The sequence below is a fragment of the Lactobacillus sp. ESL0228 genome (genome assembly GCF_003692825.1).
Lineage (GTDB): Bacteria > Bacillota > Bacilli > Lactobacillales > Lactobacillaceae > Lactobacillus.
This window is the reverse complement of the sequence record NZ_REHJ01000011.1, coordinates 133,334-159,528: the sequence shown is the minus strand read 5'-3', so window position 1 is coordinate 159,528 and position 26,195 is coordinate 133,334. Positions and strand designations below refer to the sequence as shown.

Annotated in this window: 22 protein-coding genes and 1 pseudogene; 12 read left to right on the top strand and 11 right to left on the bottom strand. The window is 35.3% G+C overall.

Translation table 11 applies throughout. The features are described 5' to 3' along the window. Positions 1-274: 274 nt before the first annotated feature. Positions 275-4,504: a BspA family leucine-rich repeat surface protein gene (locus F5ESL0228_RS07800; RefSeq protein WP_122023395.1), complete on the top strand. Its 4,230-nt coding sequence runs from the start codon at positions 275-277 to the stop codon at positions 4,502-4,504. A 284-nt stretch (positions 4,505-4,788) separates the two neighbouring features. Here the strand turns inward: F5ESL0228_RS07800 and F5ESL0228_RS07795 are convergent, their stop codons facing one another. From F5ESL0228_RS07795 to F5ESL0228_RS08335, 3 genes and pseudogenes are all read right to left on the bottom strand, one after another. Then, a complete protein-coding gene (locus F5ESL0228_RS07795; RefSeq protein WP_122023394.1) occupies positions 4,789-5,343 on the bottom strand; it encodes a hypothetical protein in 555 nt (184 codons plus the stop codon). 201 nt (positions 5,344-5,544) lie between these two features. Next, positions 5,545-5,784 (bottom strand): annotated as a pseudogene (locus tag F5ESL0228_RS07790) (NAD(P)H-dependent oxidoreductase); the annotation flags it as partial. 15 nt (positions 5,785-5,799) lie between these two features. Next, on the bottom strand, positions 5,800-5,970 hold the full coding sequence (locus F5ESL0228_RS08335; RefSeq protein ID WP_158592505.1) for a hypothetical protein: 171 nt from the start codon (positions 5,968-5,970) through the stop codon (positions 5,800-5,802). Positions 5,971-6,254: 284 nt separating this feature from the next. Here F5ESL0228_RS08335 and F5ESL0228_RS07785 point away from each other — a divergent pair, with 284 nt between their 5' ends. From F5ESL0228_RS07785 to F5ESL0228_RS07760, 6 genes are all read left to right on the top strand, one after another. Continuing rightward, the gene (locus F5ESL0228_RS07785; RefSeq protein WP_122023392.1) at positions 6,255-7,145 is read left to right on the top strand and encodes an SDR family oxidoreductase; all 891 of its coding nucleotides are present in this window, start codon (positions 6,255-6,257) and stop codon (positions 7,143-7,145) included. 280 nt (positions 7,146-7,425) lie between these two features. Beyond that, positions 7,426-7,818: a cytidine deaminase gene (locus tag F5ESL0228_RS07780; RefSeq protein WP_233553592.1), complete on the top strand. Its 393-nt coding sequence runs from the start codon at positions 7,426-7,428 to the stop codon at positions 7,816-7,818. Continuing rightward, positions 7,818-8,261 carry an ASCH domain-containing protein gene (locus F5ESL0228_RS07775; protein ID WP_122023391.1) on the top strand — a complete coding sequence of 148 codons (444 nt, stop codon included), beginning with the start codon at positions 7,818-7,820 and terminating at the stop codon, positions 8,259-8,261. Before F5ESL0228_RS07780 ends, F5ESL0228_RS07775 begins: the two co-directional genes overlap by 1 nt. 280 nt (positions 8,262-8,541) lie before the next feature. Then, on the top strand, positions 8,542-10,101 hold the full coding sequence (locus tag F5ESL0228_RS07770; RefSeq protein WP_122023390.1) for an ATP-binding cassette domain-containing protein: 1,560 nt from the start codon (positions 8,542-8,544) through the stop codon (positions 10,099-10,101). A 93-nt stretch (positions 10,102-10,194) separates the two neighbouring features. Next, the gene (locus F5ESL0228_RS07765; protein WP_122019267.1) at positions 10,195-10,923 is read left to right on the top strand and encodes a gamma-glutamyl-gamma-aminobutyrate hydrolase family protein; all 729 of its coding nucleotides are present in this window, start codon (positions 10,195-10,197) and stop codon (positions 10,921-10,923) included. Between the two features lie 12 nt (positions 10,924-10,935). Continuing rightward, complete coding sequence (locus F5ESL0228_RS07760; RefSeq protein ID WP_122023389.1) at positions 10,936-12,333, top strand: APC family permease; 1,398 nt, start codon at positions 10,936-10,938, stop codon at positions 12,331-12,333. Between the two features lie 87 nt (positions 12,334-12,420). Here the strand turns inward: F5ESL0228_RS07760 and F5ESL0228_RS07755 are convergent, their stop codons facing one another. The 5 genes from F5ESL0228_RS07755 to F5ESL0228_RS07735 all read right to left on the bottom strand — a co-directional run bounded on the left by F5ESL0228_RS07755 (position 12,421) and on the right by F5ESL0228_RS07735 (position 17,904). Next, a complete protein-coding gene (locus F5ESL0228_RS07755; protein ID WP_122023388.1) occupies positions 12,421-13,602 on the bottom strand; it encodes an MFS transporter in 1,182 nt (393 codons plus the stop codon). A gap of 75 nt (positions 13,603-13,677) precedes the next feature. Continuing rightward, positions 13,678-14,556 carry a helix-turn-helix domain-containing protein gene (locus F5ESL0228_RS07750; protein WP_122019256.1) on the bottom strand — a complete coding sequence of 293 codons (879 nt, stop codon included), beginning with the start codon at positions 14,554-14,556 and terminating at the stop codon, positions 13,678-13,680. A 68-nt stretch (positions 14,557-14,624) separates the two neighbouring features. Beyond that, positions 14,625-15,521, bottom strand: coding sequence for an alpha/beta hydrolase (locus F5ESL0228_RS07745; RefSeq protein ID WP_122023387.1), 897 nt, complete (start codon positions 15,519-15,521; stop codon positions 14,625-14,627). Between the two features lie 154 nt (positions 15,522-15,675). After that, positions 15,676-16,686, bottom strand: coding sequence for a CAP domain-containing protein (locus tag F5ESL0228_RS07740; protein ID WP_233553586.1), 1,011 nt, complete (start codon positions 16,684-16,686; stop codon positions 15,676-15,678). Positions 16,687-16,911: 225 nt separating this feature from the next. After that, a complete protein-coding gene (locus F5ESL0228_RS07735; RefSeq protein WP_122019252.1) occupies positions 16,912-17,904 on the bottom strand; it encodes a GMP reductase in 993 nt (330 codons plus the stop codon). Between the two features lie 192 nt (positions 17,905-18,096). On the opposite strand from F5ESL0228_RS07735, the gene F5ESL0228_RS07730 reads away from it, so the two are divergent. Then, positions 18,097-19,389 (top strand): adenylosuccinate synthase, encoded by a 1,293-nt coding sequence (locus tag F5ESL0228_RS07730; protein WP_122023386.1) that lies wholly within the window; start codon positions 18,097-18,099, stop codon positions 19,387-19,389. Further along, a complete protein-coding gene (gene purB / locus F5ESL0228_RS07725; protein WP_122023385.1) occupies positions 19,390-20,685 on the top strand; it encodes an adenylosuccinate lyase in 1,296 nt (431 codons plus the stop codon). 158 nt (positions 20,686-20,843) lie between these two features. Here the strand turns inward: purB and F5ESL0228_RS07720 are convergent, their stop codons facing one another. Beyond that, entirely contained in the window at positions 20,844-21,758 is a 915-nt protein-coding gene (locus F5ESL0228_RS07720; protein ID WP_305018332.1) for an MFS transporter, read from the bottom strand. A 519-nt stretch (positions 21,759-22,277) separates the two neighbouring features. On the opposite strand from F5ESL0228_RS07720, the gene F5ESL0228_RS07715 reads away from it, so the two are divergent. From F5ESL0228_RS07715 to F5ESL0228_RS07705, 3 genes are all read left to right on the top strand, one after another. Further along, the gene (locus tag F5ESL0228_RS07715; protein ID WP_122023383.1) at positions 22,278-23,135 is read left to right on the top strand and encodes a helix-turn-helix domain-containing protein; all 858 of its coding nucleotides are present in this window, start codon (positions 22,278-22,280) and stop codon (positions 23,133-23,135) included. Between the two features lie 185 nt (positions 23,136-23,320). Continuing rightward, a complete protein-coding gene (locus tag F5ESL0228_RS07710) occupies positions 23,321-23,779 on the top strand; it encodes a LytTR family DNA-binding domain-containing protein (RefSeq protein WP_090092622.1) in 459 nt (152 codons plus the stop codon). After that, positions 23,776-24,531, top strand: a complete 756-nt coding sequence (locus tag F5ESL0228_RS07705) for a hypothetical protein (protein WP_122023382.1) — start codon at positions 23,776-23,778, stop codon at positions 24,529-24,531. The genes F5ESL0228_RS07710 and F5ESL0228_RS07705 overlap by 4 nt, the downstream gene beginning before the upstream one ends. A gap of 184 nt (positions 24,532-24,715) precedes the next feature. On the opposite strand, the gene thiE is transcribed toward F5ESL0228_RS07705, so the two are convergent. Next, the gene (gene thiE / locus F5ESL0228_RS07700; RefSeq protein WP_122023444.1) at positions 24,716-25,378 is read right to left on the bottom strand and encodes a thiamine phosphate synthase; all 663 of its coding nucleotides are present in this window, start codon (positions 25,376-25,378) and stop codon (positions 24,716-24,718) included. Between the two features lie 5 nt (positions 25,379-25,383). Beyond that, the gene (thiD, locus tag F5ESL0228_RS07695; protein ID WP_122019238.1) at positions 25,384-26,193 is read right to left on the bottom strand and encodes a bifunctional hydroxymethylpyrimidine kinase/phosphomethylpyrimidine kinase; all 810 of its coding nucleotides are present in this window, start codon (positions 26,191-26,193) and stop codon (positions 25,384-25,386) included. Positions 26,194-26,195: the final 2 nt, after the last annotated feature.

The window sequence follows — 26,195 nt, the reverse complement described above, 5'->3', positions numbered from 1 at the left end:
AGCAATATTGAGATATGGCAGGCTAAGATGGTGTTTGGTTTTAAATGGTTTTCGTTATTGAATTATATTTTTATAGTTATTAAAAACTTAATGATATAACTGTGCTTATATAACTTTGCTAATACCTAAATAAGGAGCAGATTATTATTTGGTAATATTGCTATTTTATTATATTTAACGATGTTTATAATATAATAATTTTGTGGAAATATTTTAATATTTGTGAGAAAATTATACTTAATAAGTGTATTATAATAGGAATAGAGGCCATGTTTTGAATAAACATAAACTAATCGAAGATGTTAAAAACACAAATTATAAAATGCATAAAAGTAAAAAAGGATGGGTAGTTAGTTATTCTTTATTAACTTTAATGCTGGGAGGATTATTTTATAGTAACACCTCACTTGTACAGAATGTAAAGGCTGCAGAAATCCAATCGCCGATTAACCAAAGGCTAGGACATTCTGCCCACGATAGCCATCAGATGGCTGATGATCAAGAAATAAGTGAGGCTAAGAAAAATGCTATTAGTAGTTTAGAAGTAGAAGCTGCGAAGATTAGGGACAAAATTCGTACTGATAAGCAGCTAAACAATCTTAAAAAGCAAGAACAGCTTGCTGGCGTAGATACGATGCTCAACCAAGCTAAAGATAAAGTTGAGACTGCAACTACCTTAGTAGATATTAAAATAATTACTGCCAATAAAATTTTAAAGATTGATTCGTGTTATAAAGCTGTTACAGATACAGTAAATGTTAGAAGCAGAGAATCAGCTGTTTCCCTCAACAAGCGTGTAGATAAAGATGTTTCAATTGGTAACATACATGTTGCAAGCGATACCCGAACAACAATTACGGCAACATATGAGGATAAAAACGGCAATAAACTTGAACCGAGTGAAGCAATAAAGATTACTGGTACTATCGGTGAAGAAGTAGCCATTCCTAAAGCTCCAAAAATTCCAGATTATACATTTGACCATGTGGAAATAGATGGTCAAGAAGTAGCTAACGATGCAAAGATTACTATTAATAGTAAAACAAAAGTTAAATATGTTTATCATGCATTAGCAGATGATAAGGACATTGGCAAACGAGCCATTGATGACGTAACCGGAAAGCCAAAGCAAAAGGACAACGTAGATCAAGTAGAGCCAGAGGCCAAAAGCGCAGGCACCAAACTAGACCAAGCAAAGAACCAAGCGTTGCAAGCTCTCAAGGACGAACACGATAAGATCATGGGTAAACTCGGCGGTGATAGGTACTTGATAGCGTCTGAACGCTACCAGCAACTGCGCGTTCTTGAAGATGTCTACATGAACGCTAGAGTGCAGATAGACCAGGCGATAAGTGCGGATGAAATAAATCAAATCGTACGCGCAACTAAAACTGCCATCGATCAGGCGTATAAACCAAGCATAGACGTATATCCAGCGTTCGAGGAGGAAGCCGCCAAGATCAACGCTGATCAATCGGCTAATACTGCAAATTTAAATCAAATTGCAAATACAACTAGTGGTGCTGATGATAATTTATCAAATCAGACAGGTAGTGAAACAAATGAAAAAGTTCAACCTCCTGTTAATGATAATCAACCAGCGCAACCAAAACAGACTATAAAAACGGTAGCTGCTTCGTCAACATCAATAAAATGGAAAGATAGGACAGGAAAAGATAGCAATGTAACTTTGACGCTAACTGACGATGGTAATGATGGTTACGAGTTAGACATTTCCGGTGGTACTATTACCGCTCCTGAGCTTTTATCAACTGCTTGTGATCAAATCGGTAGCATTAGTACGAAACTTAAAAAAATAAAAATAACCGGTAATTTAACAATTACAGGGAATGCTTCATATTTATTTAGTGGCCTAGGAGCTTTAACTCAAATTGAAGGGCTAGAGAAATTAAATACTTCAGGTGTGACTGACATGAACAACATGTTTGGGTTATGTTATGGTTTAACTTCATTAGATGTCAGCCACTTTGATACGTCAAAAGTAACTAGCATGAGCGAGATGTTTTGGGGATGTGAAGGTTTAACCTCATTAGATTTAAGCAAGTTTGATACGTCAAACGTGACTGATATGGGCAGCATGTTTAATTATTGCTCTAGTTTAACCTCATTAGATTTAAGCAAGTTTGATACGTCAAACGTGACTGATATGGGCAACATGTTTTGGGGATGTGAAGGTTTAAAAACATTAGATGCAAGTAACTTTAACACATCAAACGTGACTAATATGTCCATCATGTTTAGTGATTGTAAAAGTTTAAGCTCATTAGATGTCAGCCACTTTGATACGTCAAAAGTAACCGCGATAGGCAGCATGTTTAGTGATTGTGAAAGTTTAAAAACATTAGATGTAAGTAGCTTTAACACATCAAACGTGACTAATATGTCCAGCATGTTTAGTGATTGTAAAAGTTTAAGCTCATTAGATGTCAGCCACTTTGATACGTCAAAAGTAACTGACATGTCCAACATGTTTAATGGTTGCACTACATTGAATACCTTAAAGTTAGGCTCTAACTTTAATAGAAAAAATAATACTTTAGACCTTAGCGGAAGCTGGCATAGAGTAGGTTCAGGTACTTTAAATAATCCTGAAGAAGTGACCGGGCAGCCAGGTACTCGCTTTGATAGTTCTACGGTTTCAGCGGATACTTATGTTCGTTTCGGCTGGGTTACTGTTCATTACCTAGATAGTAGTAATAAAGAGATCGAAAAAGAAACATGCAGCGGATTGCTTGGTGGGGAATTTAGTCCAAAACAAGAGATAACTGACAACAATGGTCAAAAATATTTTTTAACTACCGATAGCAAGAATTCTCAGAATGTTATTTTTACTGATATTAATCCTGATGTGTATTTTTATTATGCTGGCGCAGCAGAGCAACAGAGCCAAGCTAAAGCTGAGATAGACCAAGAAGCTACAAAGATCAAGGAAGACATAGCAAAAGATCCGACCCTAGATGATGAGGCTAAGAAAGCGCAACAAGGTCAAGTTGACAAGGATGCCCAAGCTGCCAAAGATGCCATTGATCAAGCAACGAATGCGCAAGGCGTAAAGGATGCCAAAGCTAATGGGATAACGAAGATTGATGGTGATCATCAACCAAATAAGACTTCACTAACTGATCAACAGAGCCAAGCTAAAGCTGAGATAGACCAAGAAGCTACAAAGATCAAGGAAGACATAGCAAAAGATCCGACCCTAGATGATGAGGCTAAGAAAGCGCAACAAGGTCAAGTTGACAAGGATGCCCAAGCTGCCAAAGATGCCATTGATCAAGCAACGAATGCGCAAGGCGTAAAGGATGCCAAAGCTAATGGGATAACGAAGATTGATGGTGATCATCAACCAAATAAGACTTCACTAACTGATCAACAGAGCCAAGCTAAAGCTGAGATAGACCAAGAAGCTACAAAGATCAAGGAAGACATAGCAAAAGATCCGACCCTAGATGATGAGGCTAAGAAAGCGCAACAAGGTCAAGTTGACAAGGATGCCCAAGCTGCCAAAGATGCCATTGATCAAGCAACGAATGCGCAAGGCGTAAAGGATGCCAAAGCTAATGGGATAACGAAGATTGATGGTGATCATCAACCAGGCACCGGTAAGGATAATAATTCTAGTTCAAATAATATTCCTCTCCCTAATGCTGGAAATGGCAACTCAAGTTCAAACTCAAATCCAGGTGACAGTAAAGTATCAGAAGTTAGTCCTAAACCTATTCCAAATGCCGTAGAGAAGACTTTAAAACACAATGCTTACTTCTATAATAAAGAAGGCAAACGAGCTAATCTGTTAATTGCTAAGAAGGGGTCAATCATTGCCACTTATGGCACAGAAAAGATTAATGGTCATGATTTCTACTTGACTGATAATGGCTTATATGTTGATATTTACAACGTTATCGGACAAAAGCGGAATTTGGTTCATAATGCCTTTGTTTATAACCGCTACGGCAAGCGAATTAGTTCTAAATTGCTTAAGAAGAATACAGCAGTTATTACTTATGGAGATCCTGTCAAGATTCATGGTAAAGCATATTACCTGACAATTAATAATCACTATGTCAAAGTCGCTAACTTTGCCCCATCTATTACTAGACCAAATAGAGAAGTAGCAGATGGTGTAACGGCCAATGCAGTGATTAAGCATAATTCTTATGTGTACAATGATGAAGGCAAACGGATTAATCAAGTTATTCTTAAGATAGGTTCTAGATTTACCATTGGACAAAGAAAAGTAGTGAGCGGTCGTGAATTTTTAGAAATTGCTCCTAATCAGTATGTGGCAAGTGGGAATGTTATTGGTACAAAACGGCGGTTAAAAGTAGCTAGTCATATTTATAACAAAGATGGTAAGCGTTTAGCTGGCAAGCAATTAAAGAAGCATAAGACGATTAGAACTTATGGCAATGCAGTCAAAATTCATGGTAAAGCATACTACATAATTGGGCATAACCAATATATTAAAAAGAGAAATTTTTAAGGAGGATAGTTTAATTATTTTGAAATAAGAAAAGAAGCTCTCATAGCAATGGGGAGCTTCTTTTTTGTTTAATAAAATTCAAGATTGGTTAAAGATAAAATGATGTAAATAGATTACTATGAACAAACTATTTTAAATCCAAAAAAGTCTTCTATTTTTCTTTGAAAGAATTCTATCAGAAAATGGTAGTTAGTTTTAATAAAGGGCTTGAGGTAATAATTTGATTAATTTTTCTAATCAAGCTCAAAAACACCTAGCTGGTTTATTAGCTAGGTGTTTTTGAATTATTTATTTTTATTATTTTGAAAATTTTTAGCTAAATCAATAGCGGTCATGACATAATCTAAAATTGTAATGACTGACATTAAAGCTTTTTTAGCACTAAAGGTTCCCTTAAAAAGAAGTGGTACTTGTGTCCCTAGAGCGATGAAAAGAACTATAACCAGTAAAGTTCCGGAAGAAAATGAACCATTCTTTTGATCAAATTGATCTAGTAAAGAGGTAATCGTTTGAATAGTATGCGGTGAAAGTTTCATTTTATGTGCTAGTAGTTTTAAAAATTTTTGATTTTTGAAAACAGGAATCAGCTCAGAATTGGCAGGTTGCAATAAACTGGTTAGTTGCTTTTGTACGTGTTTACTGTGTTTAGCACATACCAGTAACAGGTGTTGTACTTGCTGCAAACCAGTTTTTGTCCAAGTATAGTTTTTATCACATAATTTTTGCCAAACTTTGGGAACAAAATTAGTTACTTGTTGAACTCGTTTTAACAACTCTTGTGTTGGGTTGGCACGCAACAGGTGTTGTGGTAAATTGGTAAAACTATTTTTGTTATGCATTAACTCTACCTCCTAGAGGCCCCATTATAGCAGGAATATCAACTAAATGAATTAAATATGCTTGATTTATATTGCAATAACTTAAGTATATTATACTTATTTAAGAATCAAAAAGAGTGAAAGGTTCTCATGTGAGAACCTTTCACTCCGTTAAAATTTATTCAATTTTGCCATTTGTTTTTAGATGATTTTGCTGAATTATTAATGCTGAGTAAAATTTTGTTGAATATCAATATATTCCATGTGAGCGACTTGGGCAAATCTTTTGATAATTGAAGTCACTGGTTTAATCGTATCTGCAGGATTACTACCTTGAATAAAGACGGAAAGTTTTTTTCCTGCTAAAGTGTCCAGTTCGGGATCTTGACCAATTCGTTCAATTAAGGTTTTGAGATAACCGCTCATATCATGCCAATAAGCAGGTGTACCAAGGACAATCCAATCTGTTTTTTGTAATCAGGCTAATACTTTTCCAAATTGATCATCGGGATAATGTTGATTGATTTGGTAAATTTTATAATCAACTAAATTGATTTGCTCAAAGGCTTTGTTCTTAAGAAAAGCCTTTCCCATCCGGCTAGTGTTACCTGCTTGATTTTGACTAGCATTAATGAATAAAATTTTCATTTATACCTCCTTTTTGTTACTTACCAAAAGTATATGACCTTAGAGCAACTCTAAGTCAACTTTTTTAAAAGCTATTTTAGTTAATAATTAAATTTACCTAGTATTAGATAGATATGAATTTTTAAGAGCTATTATGGAAAAGTATCAAATAAAAGATGTTAATGAACTATTATGAAAGGATTGGTTCGCTAATGCAAATTTTAAAAATTTTCCTTTCAAGCATAATTATTGCTTTATTTTTGTAAGCGCTATAAATTATAGATAGGTTAAAAAAGGAGACGATAATGATGGATAATAATTTAATAAACCCGTTAACCCGTTATCATGCTGATGATTTTTCAAAGCAGTCACAAAAATATCCAGGAATTCAAAGTAAGATGAATCCGTTACCTAATGGTGATATGCGCGACTATGAGGGACATAATTTACTTACTGGTCGCCATGCCTTAATTACTGGAGGCGATTCAGGTATTGGTCGAGCAGTAGCGATTGGTTTTGCTAAAGAAGGTGCCGATGTTGCTATTCAATATTTACCAGAAGAAGCTGATGATGCCAAAGAAGTTGCAAAATTAATCGAACAAGAGGGCCGCAAGGCAGTGCTGATACCGGCAGACTTTCGTAAACGTGGTGAAGCATCCCGGGTGAGTGAACAGGCAATTAAAGAATTTGGTAGTATAGAATTACTGGTAATGAATTCAGCAATCCAGCAAAACTCTGCTAGCTTGGAAGATTTATCAATGGATCAAGTTCATGATACGTTTGAAGTTAACATTATTTCAATGTATGAAATGGTCAAAACCGTGGTACCAAAGATGAAACCAGGTAGTGTGATCTTGACGACGACCTCACTTCAGGCATTTAGTCCAACACCAATTTTACTTGATTATGCCGCAACTAAAGCAGCCATTGCTAACTTTTCAATCAACTTGGCGCAGGAATTGGCGCCTAAAGGGATTAGGGTCAATAGTGTTTCGCCAGGTCCCGTTTGGACACCACTTCAAGTGGCAGGGGGACAACCGACCGACGCTTTAGAGAAATTTGGACAAGAAGAACCATTGAATCGTGCTGGTCAACCCGATGAATTAGCTCCAGTCTATATCTTCTTAGCCTCTAATATGGCTAGTTATATCACTGGTCAAGTTTATGGTGTGACTGGTGGTCAATCAATTAATTAGATTAAAAGTTATCTTGAAGCTCCATTGCTATTTGAAAATTATCAAGTAACATTTGGGGCTTTATTTTTATTTAATTTTTTGATAAATTATATTTAATAAAATGATGGAAGTAATAGAAGAGTATCTTAATGAACGCTTTTACTTTGTTTCATTGTTATCAGCGGTAGCCAAATTTAACAAACGCATATTGAAAGTATATTAAAAGGGTTATAGAGTGATTGGCTCAGAAAAAGAATCTACAAATAGCTCTATTATTAGAAAAAAGCTTGAGGGAGCAAAAATGGATCAACAATGGCAAGAGATGCTTGCGGCAGCAAAGAAAGTCCAAGGCTTTCGCTTAATTGGTAATCACATGGAGGTCGGCGGTGTAGCAGCCGCTGTTTTATCGGAGTCTGGTAAAATTTATACTGGCGTTTGCGTTGATACTGCCTGTGGGTTGGGGCTATGTGCGGAAAGAAACGCCTTAATGAGTATGCTTACTCATGGCGAAACAAGAATTACTAGAGTGTTAGCGATTATGTCAAATGGGCAAAATGGCGCCCCATGTGGAGCTTGCCGTGAATTTATTGTTCAATTAATGGAAAAAGATTATCAAAAAGTTGAAGTAATGCTAGATTATAAGCAAGCAAAAGTAATGACAATGGGTGAATTAACACCACAATGGTGGCTCTAATGAATGAAGAAACAATTAAATATTGGCAAGACTTTTGTCAAAAGCATCAATTACCTCAAAATACTCCGGTTACTGCCTGGTCATTTGACACTACTAGTGACAAATTAGCTAATTTAGTAAAGCAGGGGCTTAAAACGGCAACAACTTCTGCATATGAACTTTATGCAAAAGATGAGCCACTGCCACAAGTTGGGGATTGGAATATCATCCTTGATCATGCTGCTAGGCCAATTTGTGTAGTTCAAGATAAAGTAGTTGAAATAATTTCCTATGAGCAAATTTCAGCTGAGCATGCTTATCATGAAGGTGAGGGAGATCGCAGTTACCAATATTGGCGCCAAATTCATGATGAGTTTTTTAGGCAAGAATATCAACAAGAAGGAAATAAGGAATTTTATCCGCAAGCGCCAATGGTCTGTGAAGTTTTTGAAAAGATTGATTAGATTTTATTTAATCTTTTAACAAATATGATATAATAATTAAAAGATGAAGAAAGAGAGACTACTACTAAAATGAAAAATTAATTTCTGAAATATTATTATGCGAAAAAGATTGATAACCCATACATTTCGGTGTGTGTTTTTTTGCTGATAATCAGAAATTAGTATTGAATTTAGTTTAGGTAGTCGTATTTGACACTGGCTTTTTTGTGCACTGCTAATTTAGGTTGGAAGCAACTGTTATCAGTGCTTTTTCTTTACTCAAGAAAGCGAGTTGTTAGATATGGAATATCTCAAAATTAATCAATTACTACTTGAATACCAAGGAGAAAAACTATTATACATTGATAAGCTAAATGTACAAGATAGACAAAGGATTGGCCTGATTGGTAAAAACGGTACGGGTAAAACGACCTTGTTTAATGTAATCAGCCAAAAGCCAGTGGCGTTTAATGTTACGGGGCAAATTCAACGTAATTGTCAGTTAGTAATGGTGTCACAAATTATTAGTTACGGTAAACAAAGTGGTGGTGAAAGGGAACGACAGGAAATTGTGACGGCAATTGAGCAAATGCGCCATAGTAGTAAGAAGACTTTACTATTATTGGATGAGCCCACTTCAAATTTAGATATTGGTCAGCAGCAATGGCTCATTGAAATTTTAAATCATCTCAAAAACCCATATATTGTAATTAGTCATGATCGTCATTTTTTAACACAAACAGTCAATACAATTTGGTATTTGAACAATAAAAAAGTTATTGCGTATAAAGAATCATTTTTGAATTTTGAACAAGATATCAAAAAAAGAAGAGAAAATGAAGAAATACAATACCATAATCAGATAAAGCAAATCAAAAAATTAAAAAAGGCGCAGCAGCGAAAGAAACAACAAGTGGATCGTGCAAATTGTAAGAAAAAAGATTTATCTTGGTCGGAATGGAAAAATCGAGATTATGGTGGTAAAGAAAAACATTTGGCGCATACACAAAAGATAATCAAGCAACGCATTGAACAAGAAACCACAAGCATAGTAAGACCATATATTCATAAACCAATAACATTAAATAATTTAAAGTGGCAATCTTCAGCTGTTTCTATAAACGATACTTTATTACGTATTGAGCCACAAAAAATAACTATTGCCCAGCATGAATTATTTACTATTACAACGCAACTAAAACTTAAAACTGGCCAAAAAGTAGCTTTGACGGGTTCTAATGGCTGCGGAAAGTCTGTTTTTTTAAGCCAGTTAGTCGCGAAAACTTTGGCCGAATGGATTAATCCCCAAGCCCAAATTGGCTTTTTTAAGCAGAATATGAGCAAAGAAATAGAAAACAGAACAACATTGCAAGTAGCAATTCAAAAAATTAGTCAATTTGATCGGACAACTACCATGCAGCTTTTAGGGGATTTACATTTAACTAAGTCGTTGACAAATGAAATTCGCACTTTGAGTGGTGGCCAGATGATCTGTTACAGATTGGCCCGAGTTCTTCTGGGCCAGCATAACTTATTAATTCTAGATGAACCAAGCAACTTTCTTGATCTTAAAAGCCTTAAAGCAGTAGAGAATTTTCTTAAAAGTTATCCTTTTGCGGTGCTTATTGTGACTCATGATCAACAGTTACTCGCAAATTTAAATTTTAAAACCTGGAAAATTCAAAATAATCAATTAGTTTCAGCAACTTCTAATTTAAGCCAAAAAGCAGTACCAGTAAGTAATGAACTTGCGCTATTAAAATTTAAACTTGCTCAAGCAATTACCGATCCCAAGATTTCGATTGCCGAGATACAGCAGCTTAGGCAACAAGTTGTGCGATTAGGTAAAAAAAGTAATTAAGCTGCTTCCAAACAGATAAATGCCAAAATTCACAAATTACTCTTATAATAGAATTAAGATAATTAATAAAGTAGACAAAAAGCAGGTGAAACAATGATAAAACCAGTTATTGGTATTTCGGGTTCAGTAATCGTTGATGCAGGAGGAATGTTTCCGGGCTATCGTCGCAGCTATGTCAATGAAGATTACGTTGATTCGGTTGTCCAAAATGGTGGCGTTCCATTTATTATTCCATATACTGATGATGAAGAAGTTATTAGGACACAAATGAAACAAGTTCAAGGGCTAATTTTGTCAGGTGGACATGATGTTGATCCTCATTTATATGGGGAAGAGTTAGATCCAAAAATTGGTGAAATTTGGCCTGCACGAGATCACTTTGATATGTTATTACTCAAATTTGCAGAAGAAATGAATAAGCCAATATTAGGTGTTTGTCGAGGAGCCCAAATCGTTAATGTGGCACATGGCGGTAGTCTTTACCAAGATATAACCGATCGCTCAGAGAAAACATTTAAGCATGAACAAGGACATACACCAGATTTGCCCACTCATCGTGTACATGTAAAAGAAGGCAGTTTTCTAGCGCGGACTTTGGGTAAAACCGACTTCTTAACTAATTCTTTTCATCACCAATTAATTAAAAAGGTTGCTCCAGATTTAAATGCTGTTGCGCAGACTGAAGATGGTGTAATCGAAGGACTTGAAAATGAGTCTGGCAATATTTTGGCGGTTCAATGGCACCCCGAAATGTTACATCGCAATCCCGACGTTAAATTTATGAATAACTTATTTAAATTTTTAATTCAAAATGCGAATTAAAGGGGGACTTTGATGAATAAGGAAAGTGGAATAAATGATAAGCTTGGCTTTTGGTCGATAGTTTTATTAGCGATTAATTCGATTATTGGTTCAGGAATTTTTTTAACGCCAGGCAGTGTTGTTAGACAAGCTGGTAGCAAAGCGTTAATAGTTTACTTAATCGCAGCAACTTTTGCGGCGATTTTGGCTATTTCGTTTTCGGCCGCAGCTAAGTATGTTACGAAATCGGGTGCGTCCTATGCTTATGCCAAAGCAGCTTTTGGGGACAATATCGGTTTTTATGTTGGGATTTTACGTTATTTCTCAGCCAGTGTAGCATGGGGCGTAATGGCTGTGGGAGTAATTAAGTCAACTATTTCTATTTTTGGTGGCAATCCAGATAATATTAGCAGCGTCACTATCGGATTTATTGTCTTGATGGTATTGATTACGATTATTAACGTTTTTGGTCAAAGATTTGTTAAATTAGTCATGAACATGGCTACTGCAGGTAAATTAGCTGCTTTGGTATTAATTATTGTTGCAGGTGTGGTACTTTTACTTATTAGTGGTGCTTCTCACCAGTTAACTGAAGTCGACCAAATTACGCAAAATGGGCAAAGAATTGTCCCTACATTAACTACAACAGGATTTGTAATGGCAATCGTTTCAGCCTTTTATGCCTTTACCGGTTTTGAATCAGTTGCGTCGGGTTCAGATGATATGCAAGAACCTGAGAAAAATTTACCACGGGCGATTCCATTAGCTATTTTTGTGATTGCAGCAATCTATATTGGTGTGGTGGCAGTTGCTATGGTGTTAAATCCTAGGGCATTGATGACAACTAAGCAAGTTGTAGCAATTAGTGCAATCTTTAATAATGAAATTTTGCGCGATGTAATTTTGATTGGAGCTTTAATATCAATGTTAGGGATAAACGTAGCTTCAAGTTTCAATGCTCCAAGGATATTAGAAGCAATGGCGCGTGAGCATCAGCTTCCAATGTCTTTAACGAAGAGAACCAAAAATAATTTTCCAATTAGAACATTCTTTATTTCTGAAGCATTAGCTTTGTTAGTGCCTCTTGCCTTTCAATATAACTTGGTTAATTTAATCACTCTCAGTGCAATGGTAAGATTTTTGGGATTTATCATTGTTCCACTTGCAGTTATTCTATTTTATTTTGAAAAAAATAAAGAAGCTGTTTTACCAGCTTCTAAAAATATTTGGACAGATATTGTTGTTCCGATTCTTTCAATATTACTAGTTATTTTTTTATTAATTAATTATAATTGGCAAACTCAATTTGGAATTGTGGTTAATGGCAAAGTTGTCGGTATCAACTGGTATGCCATTTTAATGATGGTCTTTGGGTTTATCATTTTACCAGCGTTTATGTTTTGGCTTTCTAGAAAAGAAAGAAATAAATGATAGTTATTTTAAGCCGTAAATTCAAGATAATAACTTGATTTACGGCTTTTACTTGCCTAAAAAAGTTATACGCGAATGGTCCTTAAACTAATGCTGCTTTTGTGTTTTGAAATAGTGCATGATACTGTAACAAAATAAAATTGTCATCCCTAAGCCAGCAATTGTCATATCTGCTCGTGGAGATCCATTACTTAAATTATTACCTAGCCAGTTAATAATCGTTGGTGAAACTGCACAGCCTATGTTGACTAAAATCAAAGTAATTGTTGTTGCGAAGTTAACTGAATTTTTCGGAGCAACTTCTCCTAGCCAATTAAAAATATATGGTACTGATAAGCCAAAGCCAGCTCCTAGAACAATTGCAGCAATCATTAGTATTGGAAGATTAACTGCAAATGCAATTGCTAGTAATCCAATGACTTGTAAAAATAAACCAATTGGTAAAATTAAATCCTGTAATTTTTTCTTCAGATAGCCATAAAACATACCAACGGGAATTCCAATAAGAGTCACTATAGTAGAAACAAAAGCTACTTGACTAACATTAGCAATTTTTTGAGTAATTGCTAATTGTGGCAACTTAAAAGTCATTGGCATAAAGAAAACGTACATAAAGAACATTAGTAAAGCAATTTTAATTACAGCTATATTTACTTTGTTTTCATCTTTAGTCATAGGTATCTTTTGAGTCGATATATTTTTTTGCTCATGAGGTAGAACTACTATCCAGCCAAACAAAATTAAGATAGGCAATGCTGCTAAATAAATGGAAAAAGTAATATGCCAACCTTGAAAAGCTAAGCACCCTACACAGAAAGAAAAGATAGCAGCACCAATGCTACCCATTGAGTTTTGAAATCCTAGCATAGTTGATAACTCATTGCCTTGATAAAATTTTGATAAGAGACTAACTGCTAAGGAATTAAATAATCCAATTCCAGCTCCTAATAAAAAACGTGAAATTAAAATTGTGGGATAATCCGTGGCATATATGGGATATGTACCTGCTATTAAAGTAATTACAAGTCCAGCTATGATTGTTAGCTTAGTTCCAATTAATTTTATTAAAAATGGGCTTAGTACTAATCCAATAACGATTCCAATATTAGGAATGGTACTTAATGTTTCAACGCCAGCTCGTGAAATGTTAGGGAAAGCTGAGTACATTAAAGGTAACACTGGTGAGATTTGTGGTGCAATCATTAATAGTAGTGAAATTGATAATAAAGAAATCTTGAATAGTTTAGATTTTGGCTCGGCTTTTTTCATATTAAATTCCTCTTTTCTTTAGTTTTAAATTGTTTACTTACATTATTACGCATATTTTTATTTTAAATAGCGCTTTCAGTAACTTGCATGTGGCGCTGAGAAACTTTTACGAATTTGCTTACTAGGCTGTCCATAATTGGCAACTAAAGCGCGATTCATTGAACGAATACCGCTAAACCCATTATTCATTGCAACGGTGGTTAAAGTATTTGAGGTATTACATAATTCCTGATAAGCCATTTGCGCACGATATTTTTTGAGGTATTTTCCTAAAGTAATTCCCATATTTTTGTGGAAAATTCTTTGTAAGTATTGTCGAGCCAAATGGCAATTATTTGCAATGTCTTGTAGAGAAATTTGGTCTTGATAATGAGTATGAATAAAACTTAATGCATGACGCAAGTGACCAGTAATAATTAAGTTATCGGATAGTTGACTGTTATGATTACGAGGGTATAAGAAATGCTTAAGCAAAATTTCTAGAACTTGATAACTAAGAATTGTTAATTCTAAATCCTTAAGTGTTTCGTTATTATTTAAACTTATTGCAATTATTTGACTAAGCATAGTTTGTAATTGATGATATTTGGTTACTTGGTTAACTGATAGTTCAGTTAAGTTTTTTATACAAATTAAATATTGATCCATTGCTGGAAACATGCGTCGAACTAGGGAGTAAGGGAAAAGCAGGGTTAACATTAAATCTTTTTGATTGTTGTTTGTATTTTGTATACTATGAACAATTTGGGTATTAATGATTAAAATTTCACCAGGCTGTGTTTGATGATCAATCCCTTCAATTACAAAATGATCAATTTTACCTTGTAAAGTAAAACTTAATTCAATACTTTGATGCCAATGTGGGGCTACTTCAGTTTTTCCTACTTTTTGATGTACTTTAACATAAATGGGCAATTTATCTAGTTGTACTAATTCATGTATATTAGAGTTCATAGCTCCTACCTTTATTAAAAAAGGTTGAGCATGTGTTAACCATGTCAACCATTATATCTATCAATACGTTAATTAATATACTTACGGAAAAAGTCTAATTCATCTAGATTACATTGTTTAGCTAGGTCGTCTTTTTGGTTAACGTGAAACACATGTCCAAGCCGGTGGTTATCATCACCATAAAAATGCATTTCATGAAAAATGTTTTTAGCGTGTAAATATCCTGAAAGCATATATGCACTATTACGTAAAAAATCATCATTACTGGTCATTAAAAAAATTGGTGGAAGTGCTTTGGTTAAGTATTGTTCTACATTTAGTTGATCATGTTCAGTTAAACGAATTTCTGGACGAAAATAAGATTCTGGTGCTCCTACAATTAAGTCAGTTTCGGTTAAAAAGTATAGGCCACAATTTAGGGCAGCCGCTTTTATTGTTAATTCAGGTACGCTGTAGCCAAAATATTTGCGATATTCACTGTTGGTGTAAACGGCTAAAATTTGCTCTGCCATTTGCCCTCCAGCACTATCCCCAACGATAAACACATTATTAAGGTCAAAGTGGTATTTATTTGCGTTCGTACTTTTTGCTATCCAATGGAAAACTCGATTTATATCATCAAGTTCGCCTGGATAGACTACATCAGGCGCTAAGCGATAATTGGCGTTAACTACGGCAAAGCCTTTTTTAGCTAAAAAAAGACAATAAAATTGGTATGTTTCTTTTGTACCATAAACCCAACCGCCACCGTGAATGTTGACAATTACAGGTAACTTTTCATTAGTTCTTTTTTTAGGTAAATAAACATCAAGCAATTGAAATTGTGCGACATTACCGTACGGTAAATTATCAAAACGCTCAACTTCAGGAATTTGCGTTGGTAATCCCGCATCGCGTTTATCATCTCCTTGTTTAAATTCACTCCGCATTTCGTTAACTAATTTTTGATAATCTGGTTCTGTCATTTTCAAACTCCTTTTATGAAATCGTTTTAATAAACCATATTTTAGGTCATTACGAAGAAAAATAAAGGACAAAAAGATACTTTAAAATGGCGATTAGGTATTTTTATGGATAATAAAAATGCATCCTTTAAGAAAAAAAGATGCATTTTTTAGATTATTTCTTCAGCCACTTAGTGACTAATTTTTTATATTGATTGAAACTAATAGCACTAGATGAGTCTTTATAGTTGGCATTAAGAATGTCAACAAAGCCGTAATTACTTTTGGTCATATGAGCCATTCCCATAACGCGATGTTGTTTGTTTACCAAATTTAAATAATGACCGGCAGTCCTATAACCATTTGTACCAAAAACGGCATTATCATATTTGATATTAGACCAATTAGGAGAAAATTCATTCGGTGCTAGACTTGGTGTTTTTTTAACATCCCACTTCCAATTGATTTCTTCACTCAGCCATTTAGCAACTGGTTCAGTACCTCCCGCAATATTTTCTAAGTTGTTGGTATATTCATAATAATGTGGCTGTGTTAAACCACCACGTTTTTGATAGTCAGCATCAATCATTGAGATTGCTATTAAGGGTAAAGAAACTTTAAGGGCCTTTTCACCAATTGCTGTGCGTGCTTGATTAACTTTAGCCAAATTTTTTAGTGAGACACGAATATTACTACTATTTGTAGCGTCTTGGGGACTGGTTAAATCAACATACTTCTTAAACCAAGATGGCGCTGGTTGGTTATTTGATTTTCCGGTTTTTAATAAATTAGCAGCATTTTTAGCCGCTTGTCTTTGTTTAACAGTCAAAGAATTATCGTTTGCAATAAAAATCATTAAGCTTATAGCATTTTTAGTTGCTATGCTGGGTTGTTTATTTGGTGTAGTCGAAGATGTCTCTTTATTAACTGTACCATTAGATTTTTGGTCCTTGAGATACTTTTCGTAGGATGGTTTTAATAACTTTAATAGTTGTTTAAACTGCTCATTAGTTAAGTAGGGGTTCTGAGAAATAGGTTGCTTAATTACCTTAGCCTTTTGCATATTAGTGTTTGCTTTGGTGTTAGATATCTCGGTAGCAGATATTTCTTGAGCAGTTTGAATTACAGTGATACCACTCCAAAAAATAAAACTTACAGTTAAAAATATTAAAAACTTTTTTTTCATATATTTCAAAAACTTTCTAGAATAAAAAATCATCGTGTATATTCTAGCATAAGAAGAAATAAAATAACACTAGCAAATTATTTACTGAACTTAGTTTTTGAATTCAATTGTATAAAAAAATCTCAGTATCGACTACCTAACAATACTGAGATAAATAATATTTTAACGGAAAATGCGCTGTATTACCACACCAAAAGATAAGTTTATTAAAAATTATTTCAAAAACTATTTATCTCCACTCATAATTGTGTTTTTAACGATAACATAATCGACTAATTTAATTGAATTAAGATCCTTGCCACCAGCATAAGAGATTGAGGACTGCAAATCTTCTTGAATCTCTTGCAAAGTATTACGAATGGATCCTCGAAATGGTACTAGCATCTGCTTACCTTCAACGTTACGATATGCGCCTTTTTGAACCTCAGAAGCGGAGCCCCAATACTGTTTATAAGTTTTACCATTAATTTTAATGATATTACCAGGTGATTCTTCGTGACCTGCAAGCATTGAACCAATCATGACCATAGTGGCTCCGAAACGAATTGATTTGGCAATATCACCATTGTAGCGAAGACCACCATCGGCAATTAATGGTTTGCTAGCAACCTTGCTACACATCCTTAAGGCAGCTAATTGCCACCCACCGGTTCCAAAACCGGTCTTCAGCTTGGTAATACATGCTCGCCCTGGTCCAACACCAACTTTAGTTGCATCAGCACCAGCATTTTCTAATTCACGCACTGCTTCTGGTGTTGCAACGTTGCCAGCAGTTAAGAATGTATTTGGAAGCTTATCCTTAATATACTTAATCATCTCAATTACATAAACTGAATGACCATGAGCCACATCAATTGTAATGTATTCAGGGATAATTTGTTCTTTTACAAGTTGATCGATAAAGGTATATTCTTCTTCTTTAATTCCAACAGAAATTGAAGCAAAAAGGCCCTTACTTTGCATCATTTTGACAAAGTCAAGACGTTTTTCTGGGTGGAAACGATGCATTACATAGTAATATCCGTTTTTCGCTAACCAGATAGCTAAGTTTTCATTAATCACGCTTTCCATATTTGCTGGAATGACTGGTATTTTAAATGTTCGGGTTCCAAATTTGACACTTGTATCGGCATCGTGGCGACTTTTGATAATGCCTTTATTAGGAATAAGCTGAATATCATCGTAGTCAAAGGCATCCATACTGAAATAATTGCTCATAAATGTGTTTGCTCCTAAATTAAATCTTTTTCAACGATGTAACTATAATCAAAAACTTTCCGCATGTCAATTAATAAATCGAATTATGTTTATTGAACTGCTGATAATAGTTCGTATTTAAGTTTGACTAAAGTTGAAATAGTTGCTAGACTATTAATGTAAAATTGCTAGATTATTATGAGGTGAATGAAAATGACGGCAGTGGCAGTAGTTGGTAGTCAATGGGGCGATGAAGGCAAAGGAAAAATTACTGATTTTTTAAGTAAAGATGCAGCTTATGCAGTTCGCTCAAATGGTGGAAATAATGCGGGGCATACAATTGAAATTGATGGTAAAACTTTTAAAATGAGATTGTTGCCATCAGGAATCTTTGCTGCGGATAAGGGTGCAGTAATTGGCAACGGCGTTGTTATTAATCCAAAAGTTTTACTTGCAGAGTTAGAAAACTTAGCCAAAAATGACATTGATACTAGCAAATTAAGGATTTCAAATCGGGCGCATATTATTCTGCCGTACCATATTAAGCTGGATGAATATCAAGAAGAATCAAAAGGTGACAATAAGATTGGTACAACAAAGAATGGTATTGGACCCGCTTATATGGATAAGGCTTCAAGGGTTGGAATTCGAGTTTGTGATCTACTTGAAAAAGATACTTTTTCTGTTAAATTACAGGCCAATCTAAGAGAAAAAAATGCGTTGTTTACTAAAATTTATGATAAACCTGCTCTTGATTTTAATGATATTTTTACTGAATACTATGAATATGGACAAAAATTACGAAAATATGTGACTGATACTTCGGTTTTGGTAAATCAGGCTTTAGATGAAAATGACAAAGTCTTATTTGAAGGTGCACAAGGAATTATGCTCGACCTTGATGAGGGGACATATCCCTTTGTTACTTCATCAAATACAATTTCTGGTGGCTTAGCTAGCGGAATTGGGGTTGGCGGTAATCGCTTGCAAACAGTAATTGGTGTGTGCAAGGCTTATACGACTCGTGTTGGTGCCGGTCCTTTTCCAACAGAATTACTGGATGAAGTAGGAGATCGTATTCGAGAAACTGCTCATGAATATGGAACGGTTACTGGTCGACCACGTCGAATCGGTTGGTTTGATGCAGTTGCTTTAAGACATGCTAAACGTGTTGCGGGCATCAATGCTTTAAGTTTGAATTTACTTGATATATTTAGCGGTTTTGAGACTGTCAAAATTGCCACTGCTTATGAACTAGATGGGAAAAAGATTGACTATTATCCTGCAAGTTTAAAAGAACTTGAACGTTGTCATCCAGTCTATGAAGAACTACCTGCTTGGCAGGAAGATATTACAGCTGCTAAAAAGTGGAGCGATTTACCTGTAAATGCTCAAAATTTTTTAAACCGAGTTGCTGAACTAGTTGGTGTACCGTTAGTGACTGTTTCGGTGGGACCAGATCGCGAACAAACAATTGTATTACAAAATCCATGGGAAAGAGGATAAATGTTAGAACGATATACACGACCTCAAATGGGAAAAATTTGGTCAATTGAAAATAAATATACGGCTTGGCTAAAGGTAGAAATTGCTGCAACTAAGGCATGGAGCGAAGTAGGAGTAGTACCTAAAACAGACGCTGATAAAATCACGCAAAATGCAAAATTTACGGTTGACAGAGTTGCTGATTTTGAACAGGTGACACATCATGATGTTGTAGCATTTACAAGAACTATTTCCGAAAGCTTGGGTTCAGAAAAGAAGTGGGTCCATTATGGATTAACCTCAACAGATGTGGTTGATACGGCTCAGGGCTATATTTTAAAGCAAGCTGATAAAATTATTCGTCAAGATCTACTTACTTTAAAAGAAACAATTGCACAGAAAGCGCGCAAATATAAATATACTGTTGAAATGGGACGTACTCATGGTGTTCAAGCTGAGCCGACTACTTTTGGTCTCAAACTTGCTCGTTGGTATGCTGAAATTAATCGTGATTTTGAGCGCTTTGAACATGCGGCTAAAGGCGTTGAGTCTGGTAAGATTTCTGGAGCAGTTGGGACTTTTGCTAATGTTCCTCCGGCAATTGAAACTAGTGTTTTAAAGCAATTAGGGTTAACACAGCAGCTAATTACTAGTCAAGTATTACCACGGGATTTGCATGCTGAGTATATTGCAACCTTGGCACTAATCGCGACAAGTATCGAAAATTGGGCTACAGAAATCAGAGGACTTCAACGTTCAGAAATTCATGAGGTTGAAGAGCATTTTCGTGCAGGTCAAAAAGGATCCTCAGCAATGCCCCACAAACGTAATCCAATTGGATCAGAAAATTTATGCGGAATGGCTCGTGTTTTACGTGGGCAAATTATTACGGCATATGAAAATATTAGTTTATGGCATGAACGGGATATTTCGCATTCAAGTGCTGAACGAATTATTTTACCAGACGCTACTATTGGGCTCGATTATATGCTTGATCGATTTAATCGTATCTTGATGAATTTGGATGTTTTTCCAGAAACAATGCGTAAGAATATGGATAGAACATATGGCTTGATTTATTCGCAAAGATTACTGTTAAAGCTGATTGATGAAGCGGGATTATCGCGTGAAGCTGCCTATGATATGGTGCAAAAATTAACGACCAAATCTTGGAATGAAGGTCGCTTATTTAGAGAACTGGTTGAAGATAGTGACGTAATGACCTATTTATCCCAAGAGGATGTGGCAGATGCCTTTGATTATCATTATCACTTAAAGTATGTTGATGAAATTTTTAAAAAGGTTGGATTAGAATAAAATCTAATTTAATAATTTTAAATATTCTATATATAGGTATTAATGGATTCGATCTAGTGGTACAACCACACGATTTATAGCACAAATGATTTGGATATTAAATAATTAATAAAAAAGAGTAAATGAATTACTCTTTTTTTAATACTCATAAGTAATTGCTATTTATTGACCTTAATCATTACGATCAGAGTAGCAATGAAAACTATGGCACTAAGTCCCAAAACACCGTATAGGGCATAATTAACATTGATTGTACCAGCAATCGTGGTAAATAATGTTGTCATTAATGGACCAGCAATTGCTAAGATTGTGTTTAAAAGCCCTGCTGAAGAAGCTAAAATTTTGCGATCTACGGAGATAACCAACCATTGCATTAACTTAGGGCTGCTCGTACCAGCTAAGAAGCCAAGAGTGGTCATTAAGATAAGGCAAAGTATGCTGCTCTTGTTCAAAATGACAACGGCCATAATGGCACTATTGATAGTAGATAATAAAGATAGCTGGAAAAGCGACGTGTTTTTAAGGAGTTTGGTGCCGACTGCACTGCCAAGAGCTAAGCCGATTGCTGCAGCAGCTCCTAGAAGTGCGATGGTGAAACTATAGCTGCCGATAAGCATGCTTTTGTTGCCGGCAATAACGATTGAAATTAATGGCTCAACAGAGCTGAGCAAACCATTAAGCATAGCTACAACTAAAACAATTGTTAAGAGTCCGTGGGCTTGCCGTACTTGCTTGAGTGATGAACCAATCGTGGCAAAAAAGTTTTGGTCATTGACCTCTTCTTTCTGGTCAGGCTGCTGCTTGCGAACATTTGCCCCAATGTTGGCGTAGAGTAAGCCAGCTGCTAAGAAGGTTAGAGCATTGACAATGGCTAGTTCTGAATATGACATGAAGAGCAGGAGCCCGGAACCGACAAATTGTGCGACTAGCGTAATTAGTTGTGATACGCCGCCTGTAAAACCCTGGGCTTCGGCCATTTCATTTTCACCGACGAGGCCAACGATTAGAGGCGTTTGTAAACCGCTAGAGTACATGCCGGATAGATCAGATACAAAGTTGAGTCCGATAACCATTAAAACCAGGTTCCAGCCGGCAATATTGGTGACGAAGAGCAGGCCCACCAGCATGTACAAAGCAAAGCGAATGACTGCAAGCCAGACAATTACGCGGTATTTATTGTGTGTCCGGTCCGCTAGGTAGCCACTGAGACTTTGAATTAAGTCTGGTAGTGACTCGGTAATCGCAATTAAAGATAATGCCAAGGAATAATTTTTCAATTTACTAGCATAAGTCATGAGAGCCAGGTAGAAAAGGATGTTGCCTGCGCTGGATAACCAGCTGGCAAGAGTAAATTTTCTGTAGTTTTTATTCTTTAAAAAGATGTTCATAATATTTGCCTCTCATTTCTTAATTTGATGATATTTTTATTATAAAAGGGCTATAATTTTAAGCATAAAAATGTCGTATTCGAAATTTTATAGTTAAATAAGAAAGAGGCAAGTGAATCAGAACAAATATAATATTAATACTTATTGGGAAAAATAAATTCAGGCGTAATAAAAATTAAAAATATAGTATTACAAGTAACAGGAATGGAGAAAATTATGACTATTGGTAGCTTATTAAGAAAATTTCGACTGAATAAAGAAAAAACTCAACGAGAGTGGATTGGGGATATTGTAAGTCCTTCCTATTACTCTAAGGTAGAAAAAGATATTCATCGTATTTCTGCAGAAGATTTAGTAAGTTTACTGAATTATAATTCTGTCTCTTTACTTGATTTTTTTGGTGAACTAAATAGTTCTAAACAATCAAAATATAATCAAGAACGCGAATTAATGACTGTAATAAGTGATGCTTATTATCGGAATTCAAAAAACGAATTGTTAAAGTTGAAAGAATTTGTTAGTAAAAGTGATCTTCCTAATAAAGAGACTGACTTGCTTTATCTTGATGCTTATATTGCTAATGTAAATAATGAAGATTTAAATGATATAGAAAAAAAGGCTCTAAAAGATCAAATCTTTAGTAGACCTAATTTTGATAAGTCTAAGTTAGTGCTGTATTGCAATTTTATGATGTTCTATGATCTTGAAAGCAATTTATTAATTACTAGAAGGATAATTAAGCAATTCCAAGGATCCAATGATGTGAAGACGTTGGCAATAATTTTAAGTGTTATTGGTAATTTATTAATTCAGTGTATTGAAGAGAATGAATATGATGCAACACACTTTTTAATTATGGCTGCAGATCAAATTGATACTAAACCTGAATTGTTTTTTTATAAAAATGTCATTTTGTTACTCAAAAATATGATTGAGTATCATTACAAAGCAGAAGATAAATATTTAGATATTTGTCGAATAGCAATTGAGAATTTTTCTTTATTGGGTATGCCTGAGTATGGCAAAGAATTAGAACGATTTTTTAAAAAACAAAATGGCTAATCATTAGCTGGTGATCTTTCTTGGCAGAATCTTTTCAATTACTTGTAAAAAAATTATGACTATTATATTCACTTATTAAAATTGACCGCTTACTTAGATAAAGGAACCACTTGCACCATGTTGCTGGCTTTTACGTTTAAATTAGGGTTTAATTAAAATTACCAATTGAAGGGCAGGTGAGAGTTTTGAAAGTTAAAATTGATTTGAATGCGGATACTGCTGAAACAATGGTTACTATTCAGGCACCAGAATTAACAGCTGAAGTGGAAGAAATCTATCGGCAACTGCAAGAACTAAGTGAACGACCCAATCAATTAGAATGTTACAAAAATGAGCTGACATACTATTTAAATTTAGATGATATTCTATTTTTGGAAACTGAAGGTCGCCAAGTAGTTGCGCATACAAAAGGTAATTCTTTTAGCGTTAATTATAAATTATATGAATTAGAGAAATTACTTAGCTGGCAGTTTATGCGTGTTTCTAAATCAACTATTTTAAATTTAAAACAGGTTTATGCATTAACTAGATCAATTTCTAATTGCCAAGTACATTTTCGAGATTCTTACAAAGTTGTCTACGTTTCACGCCGTTATTATCATAATTTGAGTGATAAATTAAATGAGAGAAGGTCCTTATCATGAGAAAACAAAAGATTAAAGAAATTTTGTGGGGCATTGGTTTAGTGGCAGCAGCCGTTTTCTTAATTCTTAATCAATTACAGCTTTTATCTTTTCACTTAGGCTTGGCCACTATTTTTTGGACAGTGATTTTTGCAGTAAGCTTAATCAATAGCCTCGTTAATCATAATTTATTTGGTACAGTATTTTCAGTCGCTTTTTTATTAATTGTTTATGCTGAGCCACTACACATCACCAGTATTGTTCCGTGGACGTTACTTTTAGCAACTTGCTTAGTGTATGCGGGATTACATTTGATTTTTGCAAAAAGTTGGCATCACTATCACACATCTTATTTTTTCAATAAGCGTCAAAGCAGAGGTTGGACGGATGGCGAATTCACCTCTACCAAAAGTGATTTTGGTGATGACGACAATGAAAATGATGAACGTCATATCGTGATTAACCAAAAACTATCGGAAGTTTCGCGCTACGTTCATTCACAAAACTTAGAAACAGTCACTATTAATTCAACAATGGGTACAACTAGTGTCTATCTAGATTCTGCTAAACCTGCTGGCGATACGGTGGTAATTAATGTCAATGCTTTAATGAGTGAGATCGCAATCTACTTGCCGTTGTCATGGAAACTTAAAGACAATTTAGCTACTATTTTGGGTGAAGTAGAAATCAACGGTACAGCAAAAGGCGATGGTCCAACGGTAATTCTTCAAGGATCAAGTAGATTTGTCTCAATTTCGATTAATTATGTTTAAAAGAGCCGTAACAATGCACCTAACTGTATTAAAAAATGCCCTAGTATCGAAAAAATTTGGAGCAAAGTAAAGATTACTCTTATGAAGTATATTTAAAGAAGTTAAAAAAGGCAGTACTTAAGGTAGTACTGCCTTTTTTGAAGATAACTAAGGCTTTAAATAACGAGGAAGAAGCTAACAGCTATTATTGTCGCTGCCAATTGGTGGTAAGCATTGCTGTAACAGTCTTTTGAATGTTCTTACTTTGGGAAATCATTGAAATAACTGCTGCGCCAGCTACATTAGTTTGGGCAATTGCTGGTAAATCTGTAACCTTAATGCCACCAATTGCAACGATTGGTCTACTAGTGCGCTTGACTAGTTTAGCTAAACCAGTAAGACCTATTTCTGGATCAGCATCGTCTTTTGATTGTGTGGTAAAAATTGGACCACTGCCATAATAATCAATGCCAGTAATAAAGTCGCCTTTGGCAATTTCTGTCATAGTAGAACATGAGTATCCCACAATCATCTGGCCGGCTACTTCATTTATTACCTGGGCAATATCTTCATCATCTTGACCAACATGGATTCCTTCAGCGTGAACTTTTTTGGCTAAAGCAACATCATCATCGATAAAAAATGGCACATCATATTTTTGACAAAGTTGGTGTAGTTCTTCGGCCATTGATAAGCGGTCACTTTGTTTCAAAGTTGATTTAGGACCCTTGTCACGGAATTGATAAGCAGTGATGCCAGCTTTGAGAGCTTCTTCTACTAATTCTGGTAGACTTTTGTTTGCGGGCAGGTCTTGTGTTCCACAGACAAAATATGCGGTTAACTGTGTGGGATCAAATTTTTGCATAATTTCTCCTAGTTTATTTTTACCCAATGATTAAGTGGTCCGTGACCATGGCCAACTTGGATGGTTTCTGCGATAGCTTTGGCTACGTATTGTTTACCAAGTTTAATTGCAGCACTTAAAGTTTGACCGTGAGCGAGCTGAGCTGTAATTGTTGCAGCTAAAGTGTCACCGGTGCCGTGAGTTCTTTTGGTGTGGGTACGTGGACTGCTAATCCAAAAATCGGTACCATCGGCTAAGAGGGCATAGTCGCGTACTAGTTCATTTTCAGCATGACCACCTTTGATTAGAACATTTTTCACACCCATCTCTTGTAAGGCATGAGCTAATGCTGGATACTGTTTTTCGCTGCTTGCCTTAATTCCCGTCAGTACTTCAGCTTCGGGCAAGTTGGGTGTTACTAAATCTGCAAGTGGTAAAAGTTCATCTTTGACAGTTTTAACAGCATCTTTACTTAGCAGGGGTGCACCGCCTTTAGCTACCATTACAGGATCAATTGTAATGGGACCAAAATCATACTTTTTTAGGTTAAGAGCAACTTGATGCACGTGAGCTGCATCGCCAAGCATTCCTGTTTTGCAGGCGCGAATCTTAAAATCAGCGGCAAGTGAGGTAAATTGTGCATCAATTAGTTCTAATGGTATTAAAAAAGAGTCTTGTACACCAAGGGTATTTTGTGCGGTAACTGCTACCACCACTGCTGTACCAAAAACTTTTTGCATTTGAAAAGTCTTAAGATCAGCCATAATACCAGCACCACCACCAGAATCGGTCCCAGCGATTGTTAATACTTGAGGGAAAGAATTAATTTTTTCAGTCATAA

Bases quoted from the DNA above. Each gene is read 5' to 3' on its own strand.
- F5ESL0228_RS07750 (WP_122019256.1), bottom strand. From the start codon at position 14,556: ATGAACTCTAATATACATGAATTAGTACAACTAGATAAATTGCCCATT.
- thiD (WP_122019238.1), bottom strand. From the start codon at position 26,193: ATGACTGAAAAAATTAATTCTTTCCCTCAAGTATTAACAATCGCTGGG.
- F5ESL0228_RS07705 (WP_122023382.1), top strand. From the start codon at position 23,776: ATGAGAAAACAAAAGATTAAAGAAATTTTGTGGGGCATTGGTTTAGTG.
- F5ESL0228_RS07720 (WP_305018332.1), bottom strand. From the start codon at position 21,758: ATGGTTATCGGACTCAACTTTGTATCTGATCTATCCGGCATGTACTCT.
- F5ESL0228_RS07785 (WP_122023392.1), top strand. From the start codon at position 6,255: ATGATGGATAATAATTTAATAAACCCGTTAACCCGTTATCATGCTGAT.
- F5ESL0228_RS07760 (WP_122023389.1), top strand. From the start codon at position 10,936: ATGAATAAGGAAAGTGGAATAAATGATAAGCTTGGCTTTTGGTCGATA.
- F5ESL0228_RS07765 (WP_122019267.1), top strand. From the start codon at position 10,195: ATGATAAAACCAGTTATTGGTATTTCGGGTTCAGTAATCGTTGATGCA.
- F5ESL0228_RS07795 (WP_122023394.1), bottom strand. From the start codon at position 5,343: ATGCATAACAAAAATAGTTTTACCAATTTACCACAACACCTGTTGCGT.
- F5ESL0228_RS08335 (WP_158592505.1), bottom strand. From the start codon at position 5,970: ATGAAAATTTTATTCATTAATGCTAGTCAAAATCAAGCAGGTAACACT.
- F5ESL0228_RS07735 (WP_122019252.1), bottom strand. From the start codon at position 17,904: ATGAGCAATTATTTCAGTATGGATGCCTTTGACTACGATGATATTCAG.
- F5ESL0228_RS07745 (WP_122023387.1), bottom strand. From the start codon at position 15,521: ATGACAGAACCAGATTATCAAAAATTAGTTAACGAAATGCGGAGTGAA.
- F5ESL0228_RS07730 (WP_122023386.1), top strand. From the start codon at position 18,097: ATGACGGCAGTGGCAGTAGTTGGTAGTCAATGGGGCGATGAAGGCAAA.
- purB (WP_122023385.1), top strand. From the start codon at position 19,390: ATGTTAGAACGATATACACGACCTCAAATGGGAAAAATTTGGTCAATT.
- F5ESL0228_RS07780 (WP_233553592.1), top strand. From the start codon at position 7,426: ATGGATCAACAATGGCAAGAGATGCTTGCGGCAGCAAAGAAAGTCCAA.
- F5ESL0228_RS07755 (WP_122023388.1), bottom strand. From the start codon at position 13,602: ATGAAAAAAGCCGAGCCAAAATCTAAACTATTCAAGATTTCTTTATTA.
- F5ESL0228_RS07775 (WP_122023391.1), top strand. From the start codon at position 7,818: ATGAATGAAGAAACAATTAAATATTGGCAAGACTTTTGTCAAAAGCAT.
- F5ESL0228_RS07740 (WP_233553586.1), bottom strand. From the start codon at position 16,686: ATGAAAAAAAAGTTTTTAATATTTTTAACTGTAAGTTTTATTTTTTGG.
- F5ESL0228_RS07770 (WP_122023390.1), top strand. From the start codon at position 8,542: ATGGAATATCTCAAAATTAATCAATTACTACTTGAATACCAAGGAGAA.
- F5ESL0228_RS07715 (WP_122023383.1), top strand. From the start codon at position 22,278: ATGGAGAAAATTATGACTATTGGTAGCTTATTAAGAAAATTTCGACTG.